This is a genomic window from Streptomyces sp. NPDC001135 (genome assembly GCF_053598395.1).
The window spans coordinates 1-15,884 of sequence record NZ_JBSFKD010000031.1 but is presented as its reverse complement, the minus strand read 5'-3'; the positions used below and the strand labels follow the sequence as shown (position 1 = coordinate 15,884).

Genomic DNA, 15,884 nt, shown 5'->3' with positions numbered 1-15,884 from the left:
GCCGTTCCAGAGGAATACGCCCCCTGTGCGCCCCCGCTCTCCGCCCATCGACCGGCATATGCCGAAGGCATGTTTCTCGCCAGTACAACCAGGCTGACCTGCGAAGACGGCTCACTTCCGGGCAATCGACGGGTCCCCTCGACCGAGCAGGCTTAAGGCTGCCTTAAGGCTCCCATAAACCGCCCCATCGGGGGACCCGGATGAGACGAGACGTCAATTGCAAGGGCCCGCAGAGGAGTTAAGGGGACGTTCACACCACTGACGTTCGGCGAAGCTCACAGGAACTTCGCCTTGCCCGGCCCCTCCTCCACGAAGCTGCGCATGCCGCGCTCGCGGTCCTCGGTGGCGAACAGGCCCGCGAACCAGTTCCGTTCGACGGCGAGGCCGGTGTCGATGTCGGTCTCCAGGCCGGTGTCGACCGACTCCTTCGCCGCGCGCAGGGCGATCGCCGGGCCCTGCGCGAGCCTGGCGGCCCAGGCGTGCGCCTGCTCGTACACCTCGGCGGCCGGGACGACCCGGTCCACCAGGCCGATCGCCAGGGCCTCGTCGGCCCTGACCTGGCGGCCCGTGAAGATGAGGTCCTTGGCCTTGGACGGGCCGACCAGCCGGGGCAGCCGCTGGGTGCCGCCGGCGCCCGGGATCAGGCCGAGCAGGATCTCGGGCTGGCCGAGCTTGGCGTTGTCGGCGGCGATGCGGTAGTCGGCGCACAGGGCCAGTTCGCAGCCGCCACCGAGGGCGTAGCCGGTGATGGCGGCGACGACGGGCTTGGGGATGCGGGCCACGGCCGTGAAGGAGTCCTGCAGGGCGCGGGCGCGCAGGATCATCGCGGTGTGGTCCATGTTCTGCATCTCCTTGATGTCCGCGCCCGCCGCGAACACCCGCTCACCGCCGTAGATCACCACGGCGCGCACGTCGTCGCGGCGCGTGACCTCCTCTGCGAGCTCCTTCAGCCGGTCCTGGGTGGCGACGTCCAGCGCGTTCATCGGCGGCCGGTCCAGACGCAGGGTTCCGACACCTTCGGCGACTTCGAGATTCACGGTCATGCAGGCAGGTTAACGGGGATTAACGACAACGGGCCCGGTGCCGTACCTCACAGCACCGGGCCCTGCGTCGATCCGGGACTACTTCGTCCAGTCCGCCCACGACATGTTCCACCCGTTGAGCCCGTTGGCCGGGTCCACCGTGCGGTCGTGGGAGTTCTTCACGATCACCACGTCGCCGACGAGCGAGTGGCGGAACATCCAGGCGGCCGGGACGGAGCCGTCGTAGCCGCCGCGCACGTCGCGCAGGCCGACGCAGCCGTGGCTGGCGTTGTAGTTGCCGAAGGCGTCGCCGCCCCAGTAGTTGCCGTGCAGGAAGGTGCCGGAGGTGGTCAGGCGCATGGCGTGCGGGACGTCCTTGATGTCGTACTCGCCGCCGTAGCCGACGGTCTCGCCGTTCATGCGGGTCACGCTCAGCTTCTCGCTGATGACCATCTGGCCGTTCCAGGTCTCGTAGCCGGGCTTGCCGGTGGTGACCGGGATGGTCTTGATGACCTTGCCGTCCTGGGTGACCTTCATCGTGTGCTTCTTGGCGTCCACGACGGAGACCTGGTTGCGGCCGATGGTGAACGCGATGGTCTTGTGCTGCTTGCCGTAGACGCCGTCGCGGCCCTCGACCCCGTCCAGATCGAGGTCGACGGTGACCTTGGTGCCTTCCTTCCAGTACTTCTCGGGCCGGAAGTCCAGGCGGTCGTTGCCGAACCAGTGGCCCTTGACGTCGACGGCCGGCTCGGTCCTGATCCTGATGGCCTTCTCGACGGCGTCGGGGTGTGTGATGCCCCGGGTGAAGCCGACGGAGAACGGCATGCCGACGCCGACGGTGGAGCCGTCCTCGGGGGTGAAGGTGCCGAGGAAGGTGTTCTTCGGGGTCAGGGTGGTGAAGGAGGAGTCCTCGGCGGCCTCGCGGCCCTCGGAGTCCTTGGCGACCGCGTGCACGGTGTACTTGGTGGAGGCGGCCAGATGGGTCGACGGCGTCCAGGACGCGCCCCCGCCGGTGAGGGTGCCGTCGACCGCACGGCCCTTGGCGTCCTTGACGGTGACCTCGGTCAGCTTGCCCTTGGCGACGTCCACCTTGAGCGCGCCGCTCGTATCGACGCCGGTGGTACCGGTCTTGGGCGATATGGTGACGGCGGCGGCGGACTGCTGCCCCGCCTGCTGGGTGCCGCCGTTCCTGCCCTTGCCCGAGCCCTTGTCCTCTCCCCCGCCGCACGCGGCGAGCGAGAGCACCAGGGCGCCGGCTATGAGAGCCAGCCCCTTGCGGCCTCGCCCCTTCCTTTCGGCCGTCCGCCTCGGCCCCGCCACCGACGCCCCCGATACAGGCCGCACGTTCAACGCGTTCTCCCCTCGCCGGACCTGGTCAGGCCCGCTCCCCACCACACTCGTGCGCGCATATTAACCGCCCGGTTTTGAGCGGGGTGTCAGGCGAATGTCACCGTTGCGTCGCAACTTCCGCCTGTCACCGCCGCCCGGACCCCGGCCCCTCACCCGGTTACTTCACCGCGCCGCCCGCTTTCCACTCCTGCCAGGGCATGTTCCAGCCGCCGAGGCCGTTGTCGGGAGCGACCGTCCTGTCCTTGCTGTTGACGACTTCGACGACGTCGCCGATGAGGCTGCGGTCGAAGAACCAGCCCGCGGGGGTGTCCGAACTGCCGCCCTTGACGTCCCTCAGGCCCACGCAGCCGTGGCTGATGTTGACGACGCCGGGCGCGTCCGGGTTCCAGTAGTTGCCGTGCAGGAAGGTGCCGGAGTCGGTGAGCCGCATGGCGTGCGGGACGTCGGGGATGTCGTACTCGGCGCCGAGGCCGACCGTGCGGCTGCTCATGCGGGTGACCTCCAGCATGTCCATCACCACCATCTTGCCGTTGTAGGTGGGGTGGTTCGGGGCGCCCGCGGTGACCGGCACGGTGGCGAGCAGCCGGCCGTCCCGGCGTACCTCCATGGTGTGCTCCGCCGCGTCCACCAGGGAGACCTGGCTGCGGCCGACGGTGAAGGAGAACGTCTTGTCCTGCAAGCCGTAGACGCCGGGCGCCCCCTGGACGTCCCGCAGGTTCAGATCGACGGTGACCTCGGTGCCGGGTTTCCAGTACTGCTCGGGGCGGAAGTCCAGGCGGCTCCTGCCGAACCAGTGCGGGCGGATCTCGACGGGGGGGCGGGCGCTGACCCTGACGGCGCGTTCGACGGCGGCACGGTTGGTGATCTCCCGGCTGAAGGTGAGGGAGACGATCATGCCGGTGCCGACGGTGGCGCGGTTCTCGGGGGTGACGTAGCCGATGAACCGTTCATTCGGGACAAGAGTGGTGAAGGTGGTGTGCCGGGCCGAGCGGCGGCCGCCCGCGTCCCGCGCCACCACGTCGACGGTGTACTTGGCGGCGAGCGCCAGCCGGTCCCGGTCCGGCCGCCAGGTCATGCCGTCCTCGCCGATGCGCCCGGGGACGGGGAAGTCCTGCGCGTCCTGCGACCTCACGACGGTCACCTTCTCCAGGCGCCCGGCGGGCACCCGCACCCGCAGCCGCTGGTCGGGGCGGACGGCCTTGCTGTCGTCGTCGGGGGTGACATGGATGACGTCCTCGGGTGCCGGGGGTTTGCCGAGCGCTCCGCCCAGCCCGAGGGGGCCGGAGCCTCCGAATGAGCAGCCTGCCAGCAGTGCCGCCGATGTCATCACGGCGGCCAGCGCGACCCACGCGCGCCGCGCGCGTCCTTGTACGTGCCTCACGCGGGACTCAACGACCGGGCACGCTCCGGGGAAACGTGAGTGCGACCCACGCACTGGGCAGAACAGAGGGAAGGACGACACGCTGGGGAGCCCCCTGAGGGGGCCCCCGGCCCGCGCCAAAGGGGCGCCTTCTTGGATCGGACCGGCTGAAAGGGACGACAGAGCGCGATCCAGAGGGCGCCCCCGGCCGTCGGGGCGCAGCCGTACCGGGCGGCCGAGGGTGCAGCGGTGCAGCCTCGGCGCTTCGGCACGGCCGGTTGCACCGCCCCGGGGCGAGCGACGGAAAGAGGGGCCGACAGGTGACGAGCGCAGCCGAGCAGCGGGCACCGGCCGGGGAGCCGGCCGCCGGGACCGGGCAGCAGCCGGCCGTGGTGAACGGCGCCCGGCGCGCCGCGGTGCCGGCCCCGGTGGTGTGGCCGGGCGCCCCGACACCGCTGGGCGCCCGGTTCCGGGAGGGCCCGGACGGGGTCGCGGGCACCAACTTCGCGCTGTGGGCGGGCGGGGCCGAGGCGGTCCGGGTCTGCCTGTTCGACGAGCGGGGCCGGGAGACCCAGGTTCCGCTGACCGAACTGACGCACGAGATCTGGCACGGGTTCGTGCCGGGCGTGATGCCGGGTCAGCGCTACGGCTACCGGGTGGACGGCCGCTGGGACCCGTGGACCGGTGCCCGCTGGAACCCGGCCAAGCTGCTGCTGGACCCGTACGCGCGGGCGGTGGACGGGGAGTTCAGCCTGCCGCCGGAGGTGTACGGGCATGTGCGGGACTGGCCCGAGCAGCATGTCGCCGACACCGTGCGCGACGACCGGGACTCGGCGCCGTACGTCCCGAAGGGGGTCGTCGTCGACGATGACGACGACTGGGTGGACGACCGCCGGCCGAAGACCCCGTGGGCCGACTCCGTCATCTACGAGCTGCACGTACGCGGCTTCACGAAGCTGCACCCGGGCATCCCGGAGGACCTGCGCGGCACCTACGCCGGCCTGGCGCACCCGGCGGCGGTCGAGCACCTGGTGAAGCTGGGCGTGACGGCCGTCGAACTGCTGCCGGTGCACCAGTTCGCGCACGAGGACCACCTGCTGCGCCGGGGCCTGCGCAACTACTGGGGCTACAACTCCATCGGCTACTTCGCCCCGCACGCCGCCTACGCGGCCTCCGGTACGACGGGAGGGCAGGTCGGCGAGTTCAAGCGGATGGTGCGCGCGCTGCACGCGGCCGGCATCGAGGTCATCCTCGACGTGGTCTACAACCACACGGCGGAGGCGGGCGAACTGGGCCCGACCCTGTCCCTGAAGGGCATCGACAACCGCGGCTACTACCGCCTCCAGGACGACACCCGCCGGTACGCCGACTACACCGGCTGCGGCAACACCCTGCACGTCGTCCAGCCCCAGGTGCTGCGCCTGATCACCGACTCGCTGCGCTACTGGGTCACGGAGATGGGCGTGGACGGCTTCCGTTTCGACCTCGCGGCGGCGCTGGCCCGCTCGATGCACGACGTCGACATGCTCTCCCCGTTCCTGGCCGTCATCGCCCAGGACCCGGTGCTGCGCCGGGTGAAACTGATCGCCGAGCCCTGGGACATCGGCTCGGGCGGCTACCAGGTGGGCGCCTTCCCTCCCTTGTGGACGGAGTGGAACGACCGCTACCGGGACGCGGTCCGGGACTTCTGGCGGCACGCCCTGCCGGACGTCCGTGAGATGGGCTACCGCCTGTCCGGCTCCAGCGACCTGTACGCCTGGGGCGGCCGCCGCCCGTACGCCTCGGTCAACTTCGTCACCGCGCACGACGGGTTCACGCTGCGCGACCTGGTGTCGTACGAGCGCAAGCACAACGAGGCCAACGGCGAGGGCAACCGCGACGGCACCGACGACAACCGCTCGTGGAACTGCGGGGCGGAGGGCGAGACGGACGACGAGCGGGTACGGGCCCTGCGCCGCCGTCAGCTGCGCAACCTCCTCACCACCCTGCTGCTGTCCACCGGCGTGCCCATGCTGGTGGCCGGCGACGAACTCGGGCGCACCCAGCACGGCAACAACAACGCCTACTGCCAGGACAACGAGATCAGCTGGCTGGACTGGTCCCTGCTGGACGACCCGGCCTGGCGGCCCCTGTTCGAGCTGACCTCCCGGCTGATCACCCTGCGCCACCGGCACCCGGTGCTGCGCCGCCGCGCCTTCTTCTCCGGCCGCGCCCACTCCGCGGACGGGCTGCGCGACCTGGCCTGGTTCACCTCGCGGGGCGTGGAGATGACCGAGGGCGACTGGTACGCCCCCGCGGCCGCGCTCGGCATGTACCTCTCCGGCCGGGACATACCGGGCCGGGACGAGCGGGGCGCACCGGTCACGGACGACAGCTTCCTCGCGATCCTGCACGCGGGTGACCGACCGGCGGGGTTCGTGCTGCCGGGGCCGCCGTGGGCGGAGGCGTACGAGGTGGTCGTGGACACCTCGCTGGAGGAGCAGGCGGAGGCCCCGGGCGCGGTCCACGCGGCGGGGACGGAGATCACGGTGGCAGAGCGGGCGGTACTGCTGCTGCGGGTGGCCTGAGCGTGCATCAGAGCCGTGCGTGACGACCCCTCACCACAGCCCTACTCTGCTCATTTATCGGAGGAATTCAGTCCGGTTGCAGCGGGCACGACCCACCCGTCTGACGCGGCTTCAAAAGATCAGTAGTATATGATCTTGATATCGGGCATGGCGCCTGCCCTGATCGCGAAAATGCACTCATGGATAATTTCTGGAGGGGCTTTGGCCATGAACAAGTTTGCGCGCACATCGATCGCCGCAGGTGCCGTGTCGGCCGCACTGGTGACGGTTGTCGGGTTCGCGCCGACGGCATCGGCGACCGGCGGCCACAGCCTGAAGAACGGCTACGGCTACTGCCTGGGAAGCCTGAACGGAGCCGACCGCACCGTTGGATACATGTGGTCCTGCAACGGTAACCGCGATCAGATCTGGACTTTCAACTACGTCGGTGAAGACGTCCGCGGGAACTTCTACCAGATAATCAACGGCAACGGCCAATGTCTGGGCAGCTACGGCGGCTCGAAGTCGCGGGGTGCGGACATCTCGGTGTGGGACTGCAACGGAAACCCCGACCAGAAGTGGTACTGGAAGTCGGGCAGCGGAGCCGAGATCATCAACAGGAATTCAAACATGTGCCTCGCCGGGTCCGGCAGCTTCGGCAAGGGCTCCAACGCAATCCAGTGGAGCTGCAACGGCAATAAGGACCAGAAGTGGCGGTGGGTGTAGCGGGTAACAGCCCCCGAGCCGCTGCGACGAGTACCGCGGGACCGGCGGACAACTGAAGACGGGCACCAAGAGGGCCCCGGGGATTCGATGTCCCCGGGGCCCTCCGTCGGTGCCCGCGGGGACGGCTCCCGCCTGCGGGCGGACCGCGCGCTGCGTCGTGGGGACCGGAAGTACCCCCAGGACGCCAACGGCACCGACCAGAGGATCGCGGCGGATCCGCCGCCCTGCCCTCCCCCGCGCCGAGTGACCGCTCAGCTCAGGCCGAGGCTGGAGAGCGCGGTCGTCCAGTCGGTCATCACGGCGTTCTGGGCGTCGGTGAGGCTGACGTCACCGGCGCAGACGGCCCTCTTGAGCTTGTTCTCGACGGTGTCCTTGTCCGAGGAGGCCTCGTCGCCGTAGTGCGGCTCGGGCCAGAGGTTCTCCTCGCTCCTCGGGGCGCCACCGAGTTCGAGCGGGACGAAGTGGTCCTCCTCGTAGTCCGAGGGGTTGGTGTCGGAGTAGCCGTACTCGACGATCTGCTTCTTCTTCAGCGCGGTGGTGTAGGAGCTGGGCGGCCGTACGGTCGCGGTCCAGCCGGAGACGCAGATGGTGGAGTCGATGGTGTCCTGGGTGACGTCGGGGTTGAGGGCCCCGGGTGTGCAGGAGGAATCGGGCAGGGGGAGGTAGTCCTGGCTGCAGCTTGCGGCGTGGGCGGTGCCCGTGGTGACGGTGAGGCCCGCGGCGGCGAGGGCGAGGGTGGACAGGGCGGTCACCACGGGGCGCGGTATTCGGGACATGTGGGGGTCTCCCGGTGCGGTGCCCGGCAGAGGTTCCGGGCGGTCGTGAGCATGACAGCACCGGTGTGATCTATGCGAGTAGACCCCTTTGCCCGACCGAGGGCACCTTTGGTTGAACGTTTATTCGCCGGAGAGCGGCGGAAGACGAGGCGTTGACACGGTCTTGACACGTCGTGCGGGACGGGCCCGCGCGGACCCGGACGACGGCCCGGCAGCGGGCATAACGGCTCGTCGACCACCCACCATAGCCCGCGTGAACGCCCGCTGAACCCCGGCCCCCGGGCCGGTTCAGGCCAGGCTGTCCCGCCACGCCCTGTGCAGGTCCGCGAACCGGCCCGTCCCGGCGACGAGTTCGTCGGGCCGGCCGTCCTCGACGATCCGGCCGTGCTCCATCACCAGGACCCGGTCGGCGATCTCCACCGTGGACAGCCGGTGCGCGATCACCACCGCCGTACGGCCCCGCAGCACCGTCGACATGGCCCGCTGCACGGCGCGCTCGCCCGGGATGTCCAGGGAGCTGGTCGCCTCGTCCAGGATCAGCACCGCCGGGTCGGCGAGCAGCGCCCGGGCGAAGGCGACCAGTTGGCGCTGCCCGGCGGAGATGCGCCCGCCGCGCTTGCGCACGTCCGTGTCGTAGCCGTCCGGCAGCGCGCTGATGAACTCGTGCGCGCCGATCGCCTTCGCCGCCCGCTCGATCTCCTCGCGGGTGGCGTCGGGCCGGCCGACGGCGATGTTGTCCGCGACCGTGCCGGAGAACAGGAACGCCTCCTGGGTGACCATGACCACCCCGCGCCGCAGCTCCGGCACGGGCAGCTCACGCAGATCCACCCCGTCCAGCAGCACACGGCCGTCGGAGGGGTCGTAGAACCGGGCCAGGAGCTTGGCGAGGGTCGACTTGCCCGCGCCCGTGGAGCCGACCACGGCGACCGTCTGCCCGGCAGGCAGGGTCAGATCGAAGCGGGGCAGCACCTCGCCGCCCGTGCGGTAGGCGAAGCGGACGCCGTCGAAGACCACCTCACGGCCCGGGGAGCCGCCGTCGCGGGACGGGAGTTCGCGCGGCTTCGCCGGCTCCGGCACGGACGGGGTCTGCGCCAGCAACCCCGCGATCTTCTCGAGGGAGGCCGCCGCGGACTGGTAGGAGTTCAGGAACATCCCCAGCCGGTCGATCGGGTCGTACAGCCGGCGCAGGTACAGCACGCAGGCCGCCAGCACGCCCAGTTCCAGCGAGCCGGACGCCACCCGGTAGGCGCCCCACAGCACGATCCCCGCGACCGCCGTGTTGGCCACCAGCCGTGAGCCGACCACATAGCGGGCCATCTCCAGCAGGGCGTCCCCGTTCGTCCGCTCGTGCCGCCGGTTCAGTACGGCGAAGTCGGCGTCGTTCGCGGCCTCGCGGCGGAACGCGCGCACCGGACGGATGCCGTTCATCGTCTCCACGAACTTCACGATCACCGCCGCGATCGCCGTGGACCGCGCCCGGTACACCCGTCCCGCCCGCCGCTGGTAGAGCCGGACGAGCAGGTACAGCGGCACGAAGGAGGCCACCGCGACCGCGCCCAGGCCGAGGTCCAGCCACAGCAGCATCGCCGAGATGTAGACGAAGGACAGCACGACGGTCACCAGCTCCTGCAGCCCGTCGTTCAGCAGCTCGCGCAGCGACTCGACGTCCGTCGTGGAGCGGGAGATCAGCCGGCCCGACGTGTAGCGCTCGTGGAAGTCGATGCTCAGTGCCTGCGCGTGCCGGAAGATCCGGCCCCGCAGATCGAGCAGCACGTCCTGGCTGACCCGGGCGGAGGCCTCGATGAACGCGAACTGCAGCGCGCCGGAGAGCAGCGCGCACAGCAGATAGCCGACGGCCACGGCGATCAGCGGGCCGTGGCGGTGGTCCCGGAACGCCGGTACGGCGTTGTCGATGGCGTACGCCACCAGCAGCGGGCCCGCCTGCACCACCGCCTGCTGGAACAGCAGGAGGAGGGTGGTGAGGGCGGCCCTGCCCTTCATGGGTGCGAGCAGGGAGCGCAGCAGGGCGGCCCTGGCGCCGGGCGGGGCGGGCAGCACGTCCCGGTCGAAGGCGTCGCCGGACTCGCCGGCGCCGGGCGGGCCGGGGAGTTCGTCGTCCGCGGCCGTGGGGGTGGAGGCGGTCGTGGTGGTCAACGGGGGTCCTCCTCGTGCCCGGACATCAGGTGCGCGTACTCGGCGTTGGTGCGCAGCAGTTCCTGGTGGGTGCCGACGGCGGCGATCCGGCCGTCCGCGAGCAGGGCGACCCGGTCGGCGAGGAGCACCGTGGACGGGCGGTGGGCCACGATCAGCGCGGTGGTGCCGGCGAGGACCTGCCGCAGCGCGGCCTCCACGGCCGCCTCCGTGTGCACGTCCAGGGCGGACAGCGGGTCGTCCAGCACCAGGAACTCCGGTCTGCCGACCACCGCCCGGGCCAGCGCGAGGCGTTGGCGCTGGCCGCCGGACAGGCTCAGGCCCTGCTCGCCCACGCGGGTGTCGGTGCCCTGGGGGAGGGTGTGCGCGAAGTCGGCCTGCGCGACGGCGAGCGCGCGGTCGAGGTCCGCCCCTCCCGCGCCGTCCGCCGCGCCCATCAGGACGTTCTCGCCGACGCTCGTGGAGAACAGCGTGGGTTCCTCGAAGGCGACGGCGACCTTCGCGCGCAGTTCCTCGCGGGGCATCGCGGTGATGTCGACGCCGTCCAGGGTGATGCGGCCGGAGGTGACCTCGTGCAGACGCGGGACGAGGGCGGTGAGGGTGGTCTTGCCGCTCCCGGTGGCACCGACCAGGGCCATGGACTCGCCGGGGCGGATGTGGAGGTCTATGTGGGTGAGGAGGGGCGGGGAGCCGGGGGGTGCGTCGGGGTAGCGGAACTGGACGTCCTCGAAGCGGATCCCCTGTGCGGCGGCACCCCGCGGCGCCGGGCCGCGCGGCCCGCCTCCGGCCGGCGCGTCCTCCGGCACCTCGTCCAGGACCTCGAAGTACCGCTCCGTCGCCGTCGCCGCCTCCTGGCTCATCGCCAGCAGGAACCCGATCGAGTCCACCGGCCACCGCAGGGCGAGCGCCGTGCTCAGAAAGGCCACCAGCGTGCCCGTCGACAGGTCGCCGTCGGCCACCTGGACCGCGCCCAAGACCAGCGCCGCCCCGATCGCCAGCTCCGGCAGCGTCACGATGACACCCCAGATGGCGGCCAGCAGCCGCGCCTTGCGCAGCTCCGTGCCGCGCAGGGTGACCGACAGCTCGCGGAACGCCCGTGCCTGGCTGCGGTGCCGGCCGAAGCCCTTGATGACGCGGATGCCGAGCACGCTCTCCTCGACCACCGTCGTCAGGTCACCGACCTGGTCCTGCGCCCGCCGCGCCACCTCGGCGTACCGCCGCTCGAAGACCGCGCACGTCCACATCACGGGGATCGCGGGACCGAGGACGACCAGGCCCAGGACCCAGTCCTGCATCAGCATGATGACCACGCCGACGAGGATGGTGACGCCGTTGACCAGCAGGAACGTCAGTGGGAAGGCGAGGAACTGACGCAGCAGCATCAGGTCCGTGGTGGCCCGCGACAGCAGCTGGCCGGAGGCCCAGCGGTCGTGGAAGGCGACGGGCAGCCGCTGCAGATGCCGGTAGAGCCCCGCCCGCATCTCCGCCTCGACGTGCGACAGCGGCCGGGCCACCAGCCAGCGGCGTATGCCGAACAGGACCGCCTCGGCGATGCCGAGGAGGAGCAGCCACAGCGCGCCGAGCCGGACTCCCGCCGGGTCCCGGTCGGCGACCGGCCCGTCCACCATCCACTTCAGGACGAGCGGGATCACCAGCCCGGTGCAGGAGGCGACGATCGCGACGAACGCGGCCGTGAACGACCGCGCCCGCACGGGGCGGACGTACGGCCACAGACGCAGCAGGGTGCGTACGGCGGAACGGCCGGTCTCGGTGGTTGCACGTGTCGTGGGCATCACCGCGAGCGTACGGACCGGCACTGACATCGCCCACTGAGTTTCGGCCGGACCCCGGTCCGCCCTTGGTCCTACGACCTGCGCGTTCGACCCCTCGTACAAGAACCGCGCCCAAGGGTCGTAAGAGGGCATCAACCGATCGGACGATGCCGCTTCGAGCGGGCCGGCCGATGCGGCGGACCCCGCCCGGCCGGGATTCTCAAGGCATGCCATCCGTCATCGAAGTCACCGATCTCCGTAAGTCGTACGGCGGCCGGGCCGTGGTCGACGGCGTCTCCCTCGCCGTCGAGGAGGGCGAGATCTTCGGGATCCTCGGCCCGAACGGCGCCGGCAAGACCACCACCGTGGAGTGCGTCGAGGGCCTGCGGGTGCCCGACGCCGGCCGGATCCGGGTCGCCGGGTACGAGCCCGCCGCCGACCACGACGAGGTCGCGAGGATCCTCGGCGCCCAGCTCCAGCAGAGCGAGCTGCAGCCCAAGCTGACCGTGCGCGAGGCGCTGGAGCTGTACGCCTCCTTCTACCCGAACGCGGCCGACTGGCGGCCGCTCGCCGAACGCCTCGGTCTCGCCCCGAAGCTCGGCACCCGGTTCGCCAAGCTGTCCGGCGGGCAGCGGCAGCGGCTGTTCATCGCACTGGCCCTCATCGGCCGCCCGCGAGTCGTCGTACTGGACGAGCTGACCACCGGGCTCGACCCGCGCGCCCGCCGTGACACCTGGCAGCTCATCGAGGACGTCCGCGCGGGCGGCGTCACCGTGCTGCTCGTCACCCACTTCATGGAGGAGGCGCAGCGGCTCTGCGACCGCATCGCGGTGATCGACAAGGGGCGGGTCGCGGCGCTGGACACCCCGGCCGGGCTCATCCGCCGGTCGGCGGGCGCCACCGTCATCAGCTTCACCCCGTCGGCCCCGCTGGACGACCACGACCTCACCACTCTCCCGGCCATCGCCTCGATCGAGCGCAAGGACGGCCGGATCACGCTCTCGGGCACCGACGAGACCGTGAACGCGGTCATCACCCTGCTCGCCCGCCACCACGTCACCGCCCACCAGCTGCGCGTCACCGACGCCACCCTCGACGACGCGTTCCTCGACCTGACCAAGGAGACCGCGGCATGAACACCGCCGTCCTGCGCATCGAGTTCCGGCTGTTCCGCCGGGAACCCGGCGCCGTGTTCTGGATCTTTCTGTTCCCGACCCTGCTGCTGGTGATCCTCGGCTCGATCCCGTCGTTCCGGGAGGCCGACAAGTCGCTCGGCGGGCTGCGGCCGATCGACGCCTACGTACCCGTCGCCGTACTGATCGCCCTGATCATGTCCGGTGTGCAGGCGCTGCCCCAGGCCCTGACCGGCCACCGGGAGCGGGGCATCCTGCGCCGGATGCGGCTCACCCCCGTACGGCCCTCCGCCCTGCTGTCCGCGCAGATGGTCGTGCAGGGCACGGTGGCGCTGGCCTCGGCCCTGCTCGCGCTCGCCGTCGGCCGCCTCGCCTTCGACGTGACGCTGCCCGCGCAGCCGGCCGGGTACCTGCTGGCCCTGCTGCTCGCGACGGCGGCGGCCCTCGCCCTCGGCTCCGTCGTCTCGGCACTGTCCCGCACCACGAGGATCGCCGGCGCGATCGGCTCGGCGGTGTTCTTCCCGATGATGTTCTGCGCGGGCGTATGGCTGCCGGTGCAGGAGATGCCGCACACGATGGCCCGTGTGGTGCAGCTGACCCCGTTCGGCGCGGCGGCCCGCGCCCTGGGCGAGGCGGCGGCCGGGGACTGGCCCGGCTGGGGGCACCTGGGCGTACTCGCCCTGTGGACAGTGCTGCTCACGGCCGGTGCCGCCCGCTGGTTCCGCTGGGAGTGAGCGGGCCGTGCCGGACACTGGCGGCATGACGACCGCCACGCAACTGCCGGCCCGGGCCTCCTTCGACACGTGGGGGCCCTGGGCCCTGTTGACCACCGGTGTCGTCGCGGCGGCGATCTCCGCCCGCGCGGTCGGCATGGACCGGCCCGGGATGATCGTCTCCGCCGCACTCGTGCCCGCGGCCGTCGTGCTGCAGCTGTACTGGGGGAGGCTGAAGCGGAAGCGGCCGGACCCGAGCCGGGCCGGTGTCTGCCTCTACCTGCTGCGCTGGGCCATCGCCTTCCTGCTGACCTGGGCCAACCCGTTCTTCGCCTTCTACGCCGTGACCGGCTACTACACCGCGCCCCGGGACCTGCCGCGCCGGCTGGTGCTGCCTGGTCTCTTCCTGACCGCCGTCACCATGGCCGGCAGCGAGATCGGCGGCTGGCCGCCGCACGGGCTGTTCCTGTGGCTCGGCTTCTTCCTGGTCCTGGCCGTCAACATGGCCATGGTCACCGTGTTCACCCGGTACGCCGTGCAGGAGCAGGCCCGTGCCGCCGTCCAGGCCGAGACCATCGGTGAACTGGAGCGCACCAACACGGCGTTGCAGCACGCCCTGGACGAGAACGCCGCACTGCACGCCCAACTCCTCGTCCAGGCCAGGGAGGCGGGCGTCGCCGACGAACGCCGCCGGCTCGCCGCCGAGATCCACGACACCATCGCCCAGGGGCTGACCGGGATCATCGCCCAGCTCCAGGTCGTCGCCAACGCCCCGGACCTGACCACCGCCCGCACCCACCTGGAGCGCGCCTCCGCGCTGGCCCGGCACAGCCTGGGCGAGGCCCGCCGCTCGGTGCACAACCTCGCCCCGGTCGCCCTGGCCGCCGCCGGGCTGCCGGAGGCGCTGAAGAAGACGGTCGCCGAATGGGGCGAACGCACCGGTGTACGCGCCGGGTTCACGGTCACCGGCACCACCGAGCAGCTGCACGACGAGGTCTCGGCGACGCTGCTGCGCATCGCGCAGGAGGCCCTGTCCAACGCGGCCCGGCACGCCCGCCCGACCAGGGTCGGGGTCACCCTGTCCTTCATGGACGACGAGGTCACCCTCGACATCCGCGACGACGGCACCGGCTTCGACCCGGCCGCCGTACCGGAGCGGACGCGCGGCGGCGGCTTCGGCCTGGACGGCATGCGGGCCCGCGCCGAACGCATCGCGGGCTCCCTCGCGGTGGAGTCGGAGCCGGGGCACGGCACGGCGGTGTCGGCTCGCGTACCGTTGGTGCGCGATGACCGCTGAGACCCCCATTTCCCTGCTGATCGTCGACGACCACCCGGTCGTCCGCGACGGCCTGCGCGGCATGTTCGAGTCCGCCTCCGGCTTCACCGTGCTCGGCGAGGCCGCGAACGGCGTGGAGGCGGTGGCCCGGGCCGCGGCCCTGGACCCGGACGTCGTCCTGATGGACCTGCGGATGCCCGGCGGCTCCGGCGTGGACGCCATCCGCGAGCTGGCCAAGCGCGGCACCCGCTCGAAAGTCCTGGTCCTCACCACGTACGACACCGACTCCGACACGCTCCCCGCCATCGAGGCGGGGGCGACCGGCTACCTCCTCAAGGACGCCCCGCGCGAGGAGTTGTTCACCGCCGTCCGGGCCGCCGCCGAGGGCCGTACGGTCCTCTCCCCGGCGGTCGCCTCCCGTCTGGTCCACGCGGTCCGCACCCCCCGCCGGCCCGGCGCCGAGCCCCTCTCCGCGCGCGAGCGCGAGGTGCTGACCCTGGTCGCCAAGGGCACGTCGAACCGCGAGATCGCCCGCGAGCTGTTCATCAGCGAGGCCACGGTCAAGACCCACCTCACCCACCTGTACGCCAAGCTCGGCGTCAACGACCGCGCGGCGGCGGTGGCGGTGGGGTACGACCGGGGGATCCTCGGCTAGGGGGTCTCGTTTGGATCAGGTCGGATCAGGCCGCGGCGTCCGGTGCGGTGCATCGCAAGGCGGAGGGTCACCCGCGTACTGGGCGTACTCGGGTGATCCGACAACGCGGCGAGGTGCCGTGCCGGGCGTCGCGGACCCGGGCTGATCCAGACGAAACCCCCTAGTAGTGCTTCGTTACGTCGAGTGATATCGCCTGATGGTGGACATCTTCGGGGTGTGAGGCTGGGGGAGGTGGAACGGCTCCGGGGTGAGTTAGCGGAGTTCGTTGCCGATGTGTTCGGGTCGGTGCCGCGGCGTGATCAGCGTCGGTGGGGCGAGTGCTATCTGCGGGGTCTGATGCTGGACGGTCGGCGCAAGTCGATCCAGCCGATGGCCGAGCGGCTGCCGGACGGCAACATGCAGGC

Annotated in this window: 13 protein-coding genes; 7 read left to right on the top strand and 6 right to left on the bottom strand. The window is 71.4% G+C overall.

The genetic code is table 11. The features are described from left to right. Nucleotides 1–275: 275 nt before the first annotated feature. The 3 genes from ACWC94_RS31020 to ACWC94_RS31010 all read right to left on the bottom strand — a co-directional run bounded on the left by ACWC94_RS31020 (nt 276) and on the right by ACWC94_RS31010 (nt 3,753). Complete coding sequence (locus ACWC94_RS31020) at nt 276–1,043, bottom strand: enoyl-CoA hydratase/isomerase family protein (RefSeq protein ID WP_450800559.1); 768 nt, start codon at nt 1,041–1,043, stop codon at nt 276–278. Nucleotides 1,044–1,121: 78 nt separating this feature from the next. Continuing rightward, complete coding sequence (locus tag ACWC94_RS31015) at nt 1,122–2,372, bottom strand: L,D-transpeptidase (RefSeq protein WP_450800558.1); 1,251 nt, start codon at nt 2,370–2,372, stop codon at nt 1,122–1,124. A gap of 157 nt (nt 2,373–2,529) precedes the next feature. After that, a complete protein-coding gene (locus tag ACWC94_RS31010; protein ID WP_450800557.1) occupies nt 2,530–3,753 on the bottom strand; it encodes a L,D-transpeptidase in 1,224 nt (407 codons plus the stop codon). A 299-nt stretch (nt 3,754–4,052) separates the two neighbouring features. Between ACWC94_RS31010 and glgX the strand changes: the two genes are divergently transcribed. Both glgX and ACWC94_RS31000 read left to right on the top strand, forming a co-directional pair. Continuing rightward, nucleotides 4,053–6,299, top strand: coding sequence for a glycogen debranching protein GlgX (gene glgX / locus ACWC94_RS31005; protein ID WP_450800556.1), 2,247 nt, complete (start codon nt 4,053–4,055; stop codon nt 6,297–6,299). A gap of 207 nt (nt 6,300–6,506) precedes the next feature. After that, on the top strand, nt 6,507–7,004 hold the full coding sequence (locus tag ACWC94_RS31000) for an RICIN domain-containing protein (RefSeq protein WP_450800555.1): 498 nt from the start codon (nt 6,507–6,509) through the stop codon (nt 7,002–7,004). 251 nt (nt 7,005–7,255) lie between these two features. Here the strand turns inward: ACWC94_RS31000 and ACWC94_RS30995 are convergent, their stop codons facing one another. From ACWC94_RS30995 to ACWC94_RS30985, 3 genes are all read right to left on the bottom strand, one after another. Then, nucleotides 7,256–7,780: a hypothetical protein gene (locus ACWC94_RS30995; protein WP_450800554.1), complete on the bottom strand. Its 525-nt coding sequence runs from the start codon at nt 7,778–7,780 to the stop codon at nt 7,256–7,258. A 288-nt stretch (nt 7,781–8,068) separates the two neighbouring features. Then, entirely contained in the window at nt 8,069–9,934 is a 1,866-nt protein-coding gene (locus ACWC94_RS30990) for an ABC transporter ATP-binding protein (RefSeq protein ID WP_450800553.1), read from the bottom strand. Then, nucleotides 9,931–11,724, bottom strand: a complete 1,794-nt coding sequence (locus ACWC94_RS30985; protein ID WP_450800552.1) for an ABC transporter ATP-binding protein — start codon at nt 11,722–11,724, stop codon at nt 9,931–9,933. The genes ACWC94_RS30990 and ACWC94_RS30985 overlap by 4 nt, the downstream gene beginning before the upstream one ends. Nucleotides 11,725–11,930: 206 nt before the next feature. On the opposite strand from ACWC94_RS30985, the gene ACWC94_RS30980 reads away from it, so the two are divergent. From ACWC94_RS30980 to ACWC94_RS30960, 5 genes are all read left to right on the top strand, one after another. Further along, the gene (locus tag ACWC94_RS30980; RefSeq protein WP_450800551.1) at nt 11,931–12,839 is read left to right on the top strand and encodes an ABC transporter ATP-binding protein; all 909 of its coding nucleotides are present in this window, start codon (nt 11,931–11,933) and stop codon (nt 12,837–12,839) included. Continuing rightward, nucleotides 12,836–13,570 (top strand): ABC transporter permease, encoded by a 735-nt coding sequence (locus tag ACWC94_RS30975; RefSeq protein ID WP_450800550.1) that lies wholly within the window; start codon nt 12,836–12,838, stop codon nt 13,568–13,570. Before ACWC94_RS30980 ends, ACWC94_RS30975 begins: the two co-directional genes overlap by 4 nt. A gap of 25 nt (nt 13,571–13,595) precedes the next feature. After that, nucleotides 13,596–14,846, top strand: coding sequence for a sensor histidine kinase (locus ACWC94_RS30970; RefSeq protein WP_450800549.1), 1,251 nt, complete (start codon nt 13,596–13,598; stop codon nt 14,844–14,846). Beyond that, nucleotides 14,836–15,480, top strand: a complete 645-nt coding sequence (locus ACWC94_RS30965; protein ID WP_450800548.1) for a response regulator — start codon at nt 14,836–14,838, stop codon at nt 15,478–15,480. The genes ACWC94_RS30970 and ACWC94_RS30965 overlap by 11 nt, the downstream gene beginning before the upstream one ends. Before the next feature lie 216 nt (nt 15,481–15,696). Further along, on the top strand, nt 15,697–15,884 hold a 188-nt coding region (locus ACWC94_RS30960; protein WP_450800547.1), incomplete at its 3' end, for a transposase.

Bases quoted from the DNA above. Each gene is read 5' to 3' on its own strand.
- ACWC94_RS31020 (WP_450800559.1), bottom strand. From the start codon at position 1,043: ATGACCGTGAATCTCGAAGTCGCCGAAGGTGTCGGAACCCTGCGTCTG.
- ACWC94_RS31000 (WP_450800555.1), top strand. From the start codon at position 6,507: ATGAACAAGTTTGCGCGCACATCGATCGCCGCAGGTGCCGTGTCGGCC.
- ACWC94_RS30995 (WP_450800554.1), bottom strand. From the start codon at position 7,780: ATGTCCCGAATACCGCGCCCCGTGGTGACCGCCCTGTCCACCCTCGCC.
- ACWC94_RS30985 (WP_450800552.1), bottom strand. From the start codon at position 11,724: ATGCCCACGACACGTGCAACCACCGAGACCGGCCGTTCCGCCGTACGC.
- ACWC94_RS30980 (WP_450800551.1), top strand. From the start codon at position 11,931: ATGCCATCCGTCATCGAAGTCACCGATCTCCGTAAGTCGTACGGCGGC.
- ACWC94_RS30975 (WP_450800550.1), top strand. From the start codon at position 12,836: ATGAACACCGCCGTCCTGCGCATCGAGTTCCGGCTGTTCCGCCGGGAA.
- ACWC94_RS30970 (WP_450800549.1), top strand. From the start codon at position 13,596: ATGACGACCGCCACGCAACTGCCGGCCCGGGCCTCCTTCGACACGTGG.
- ACWC94_RS30965 (WP_450800548.1), top strand. From the start codon at position 14,836: ATGACCGCTGAGACCCCCATTTCCCTGCTGATCGTCGACGACCACCCG.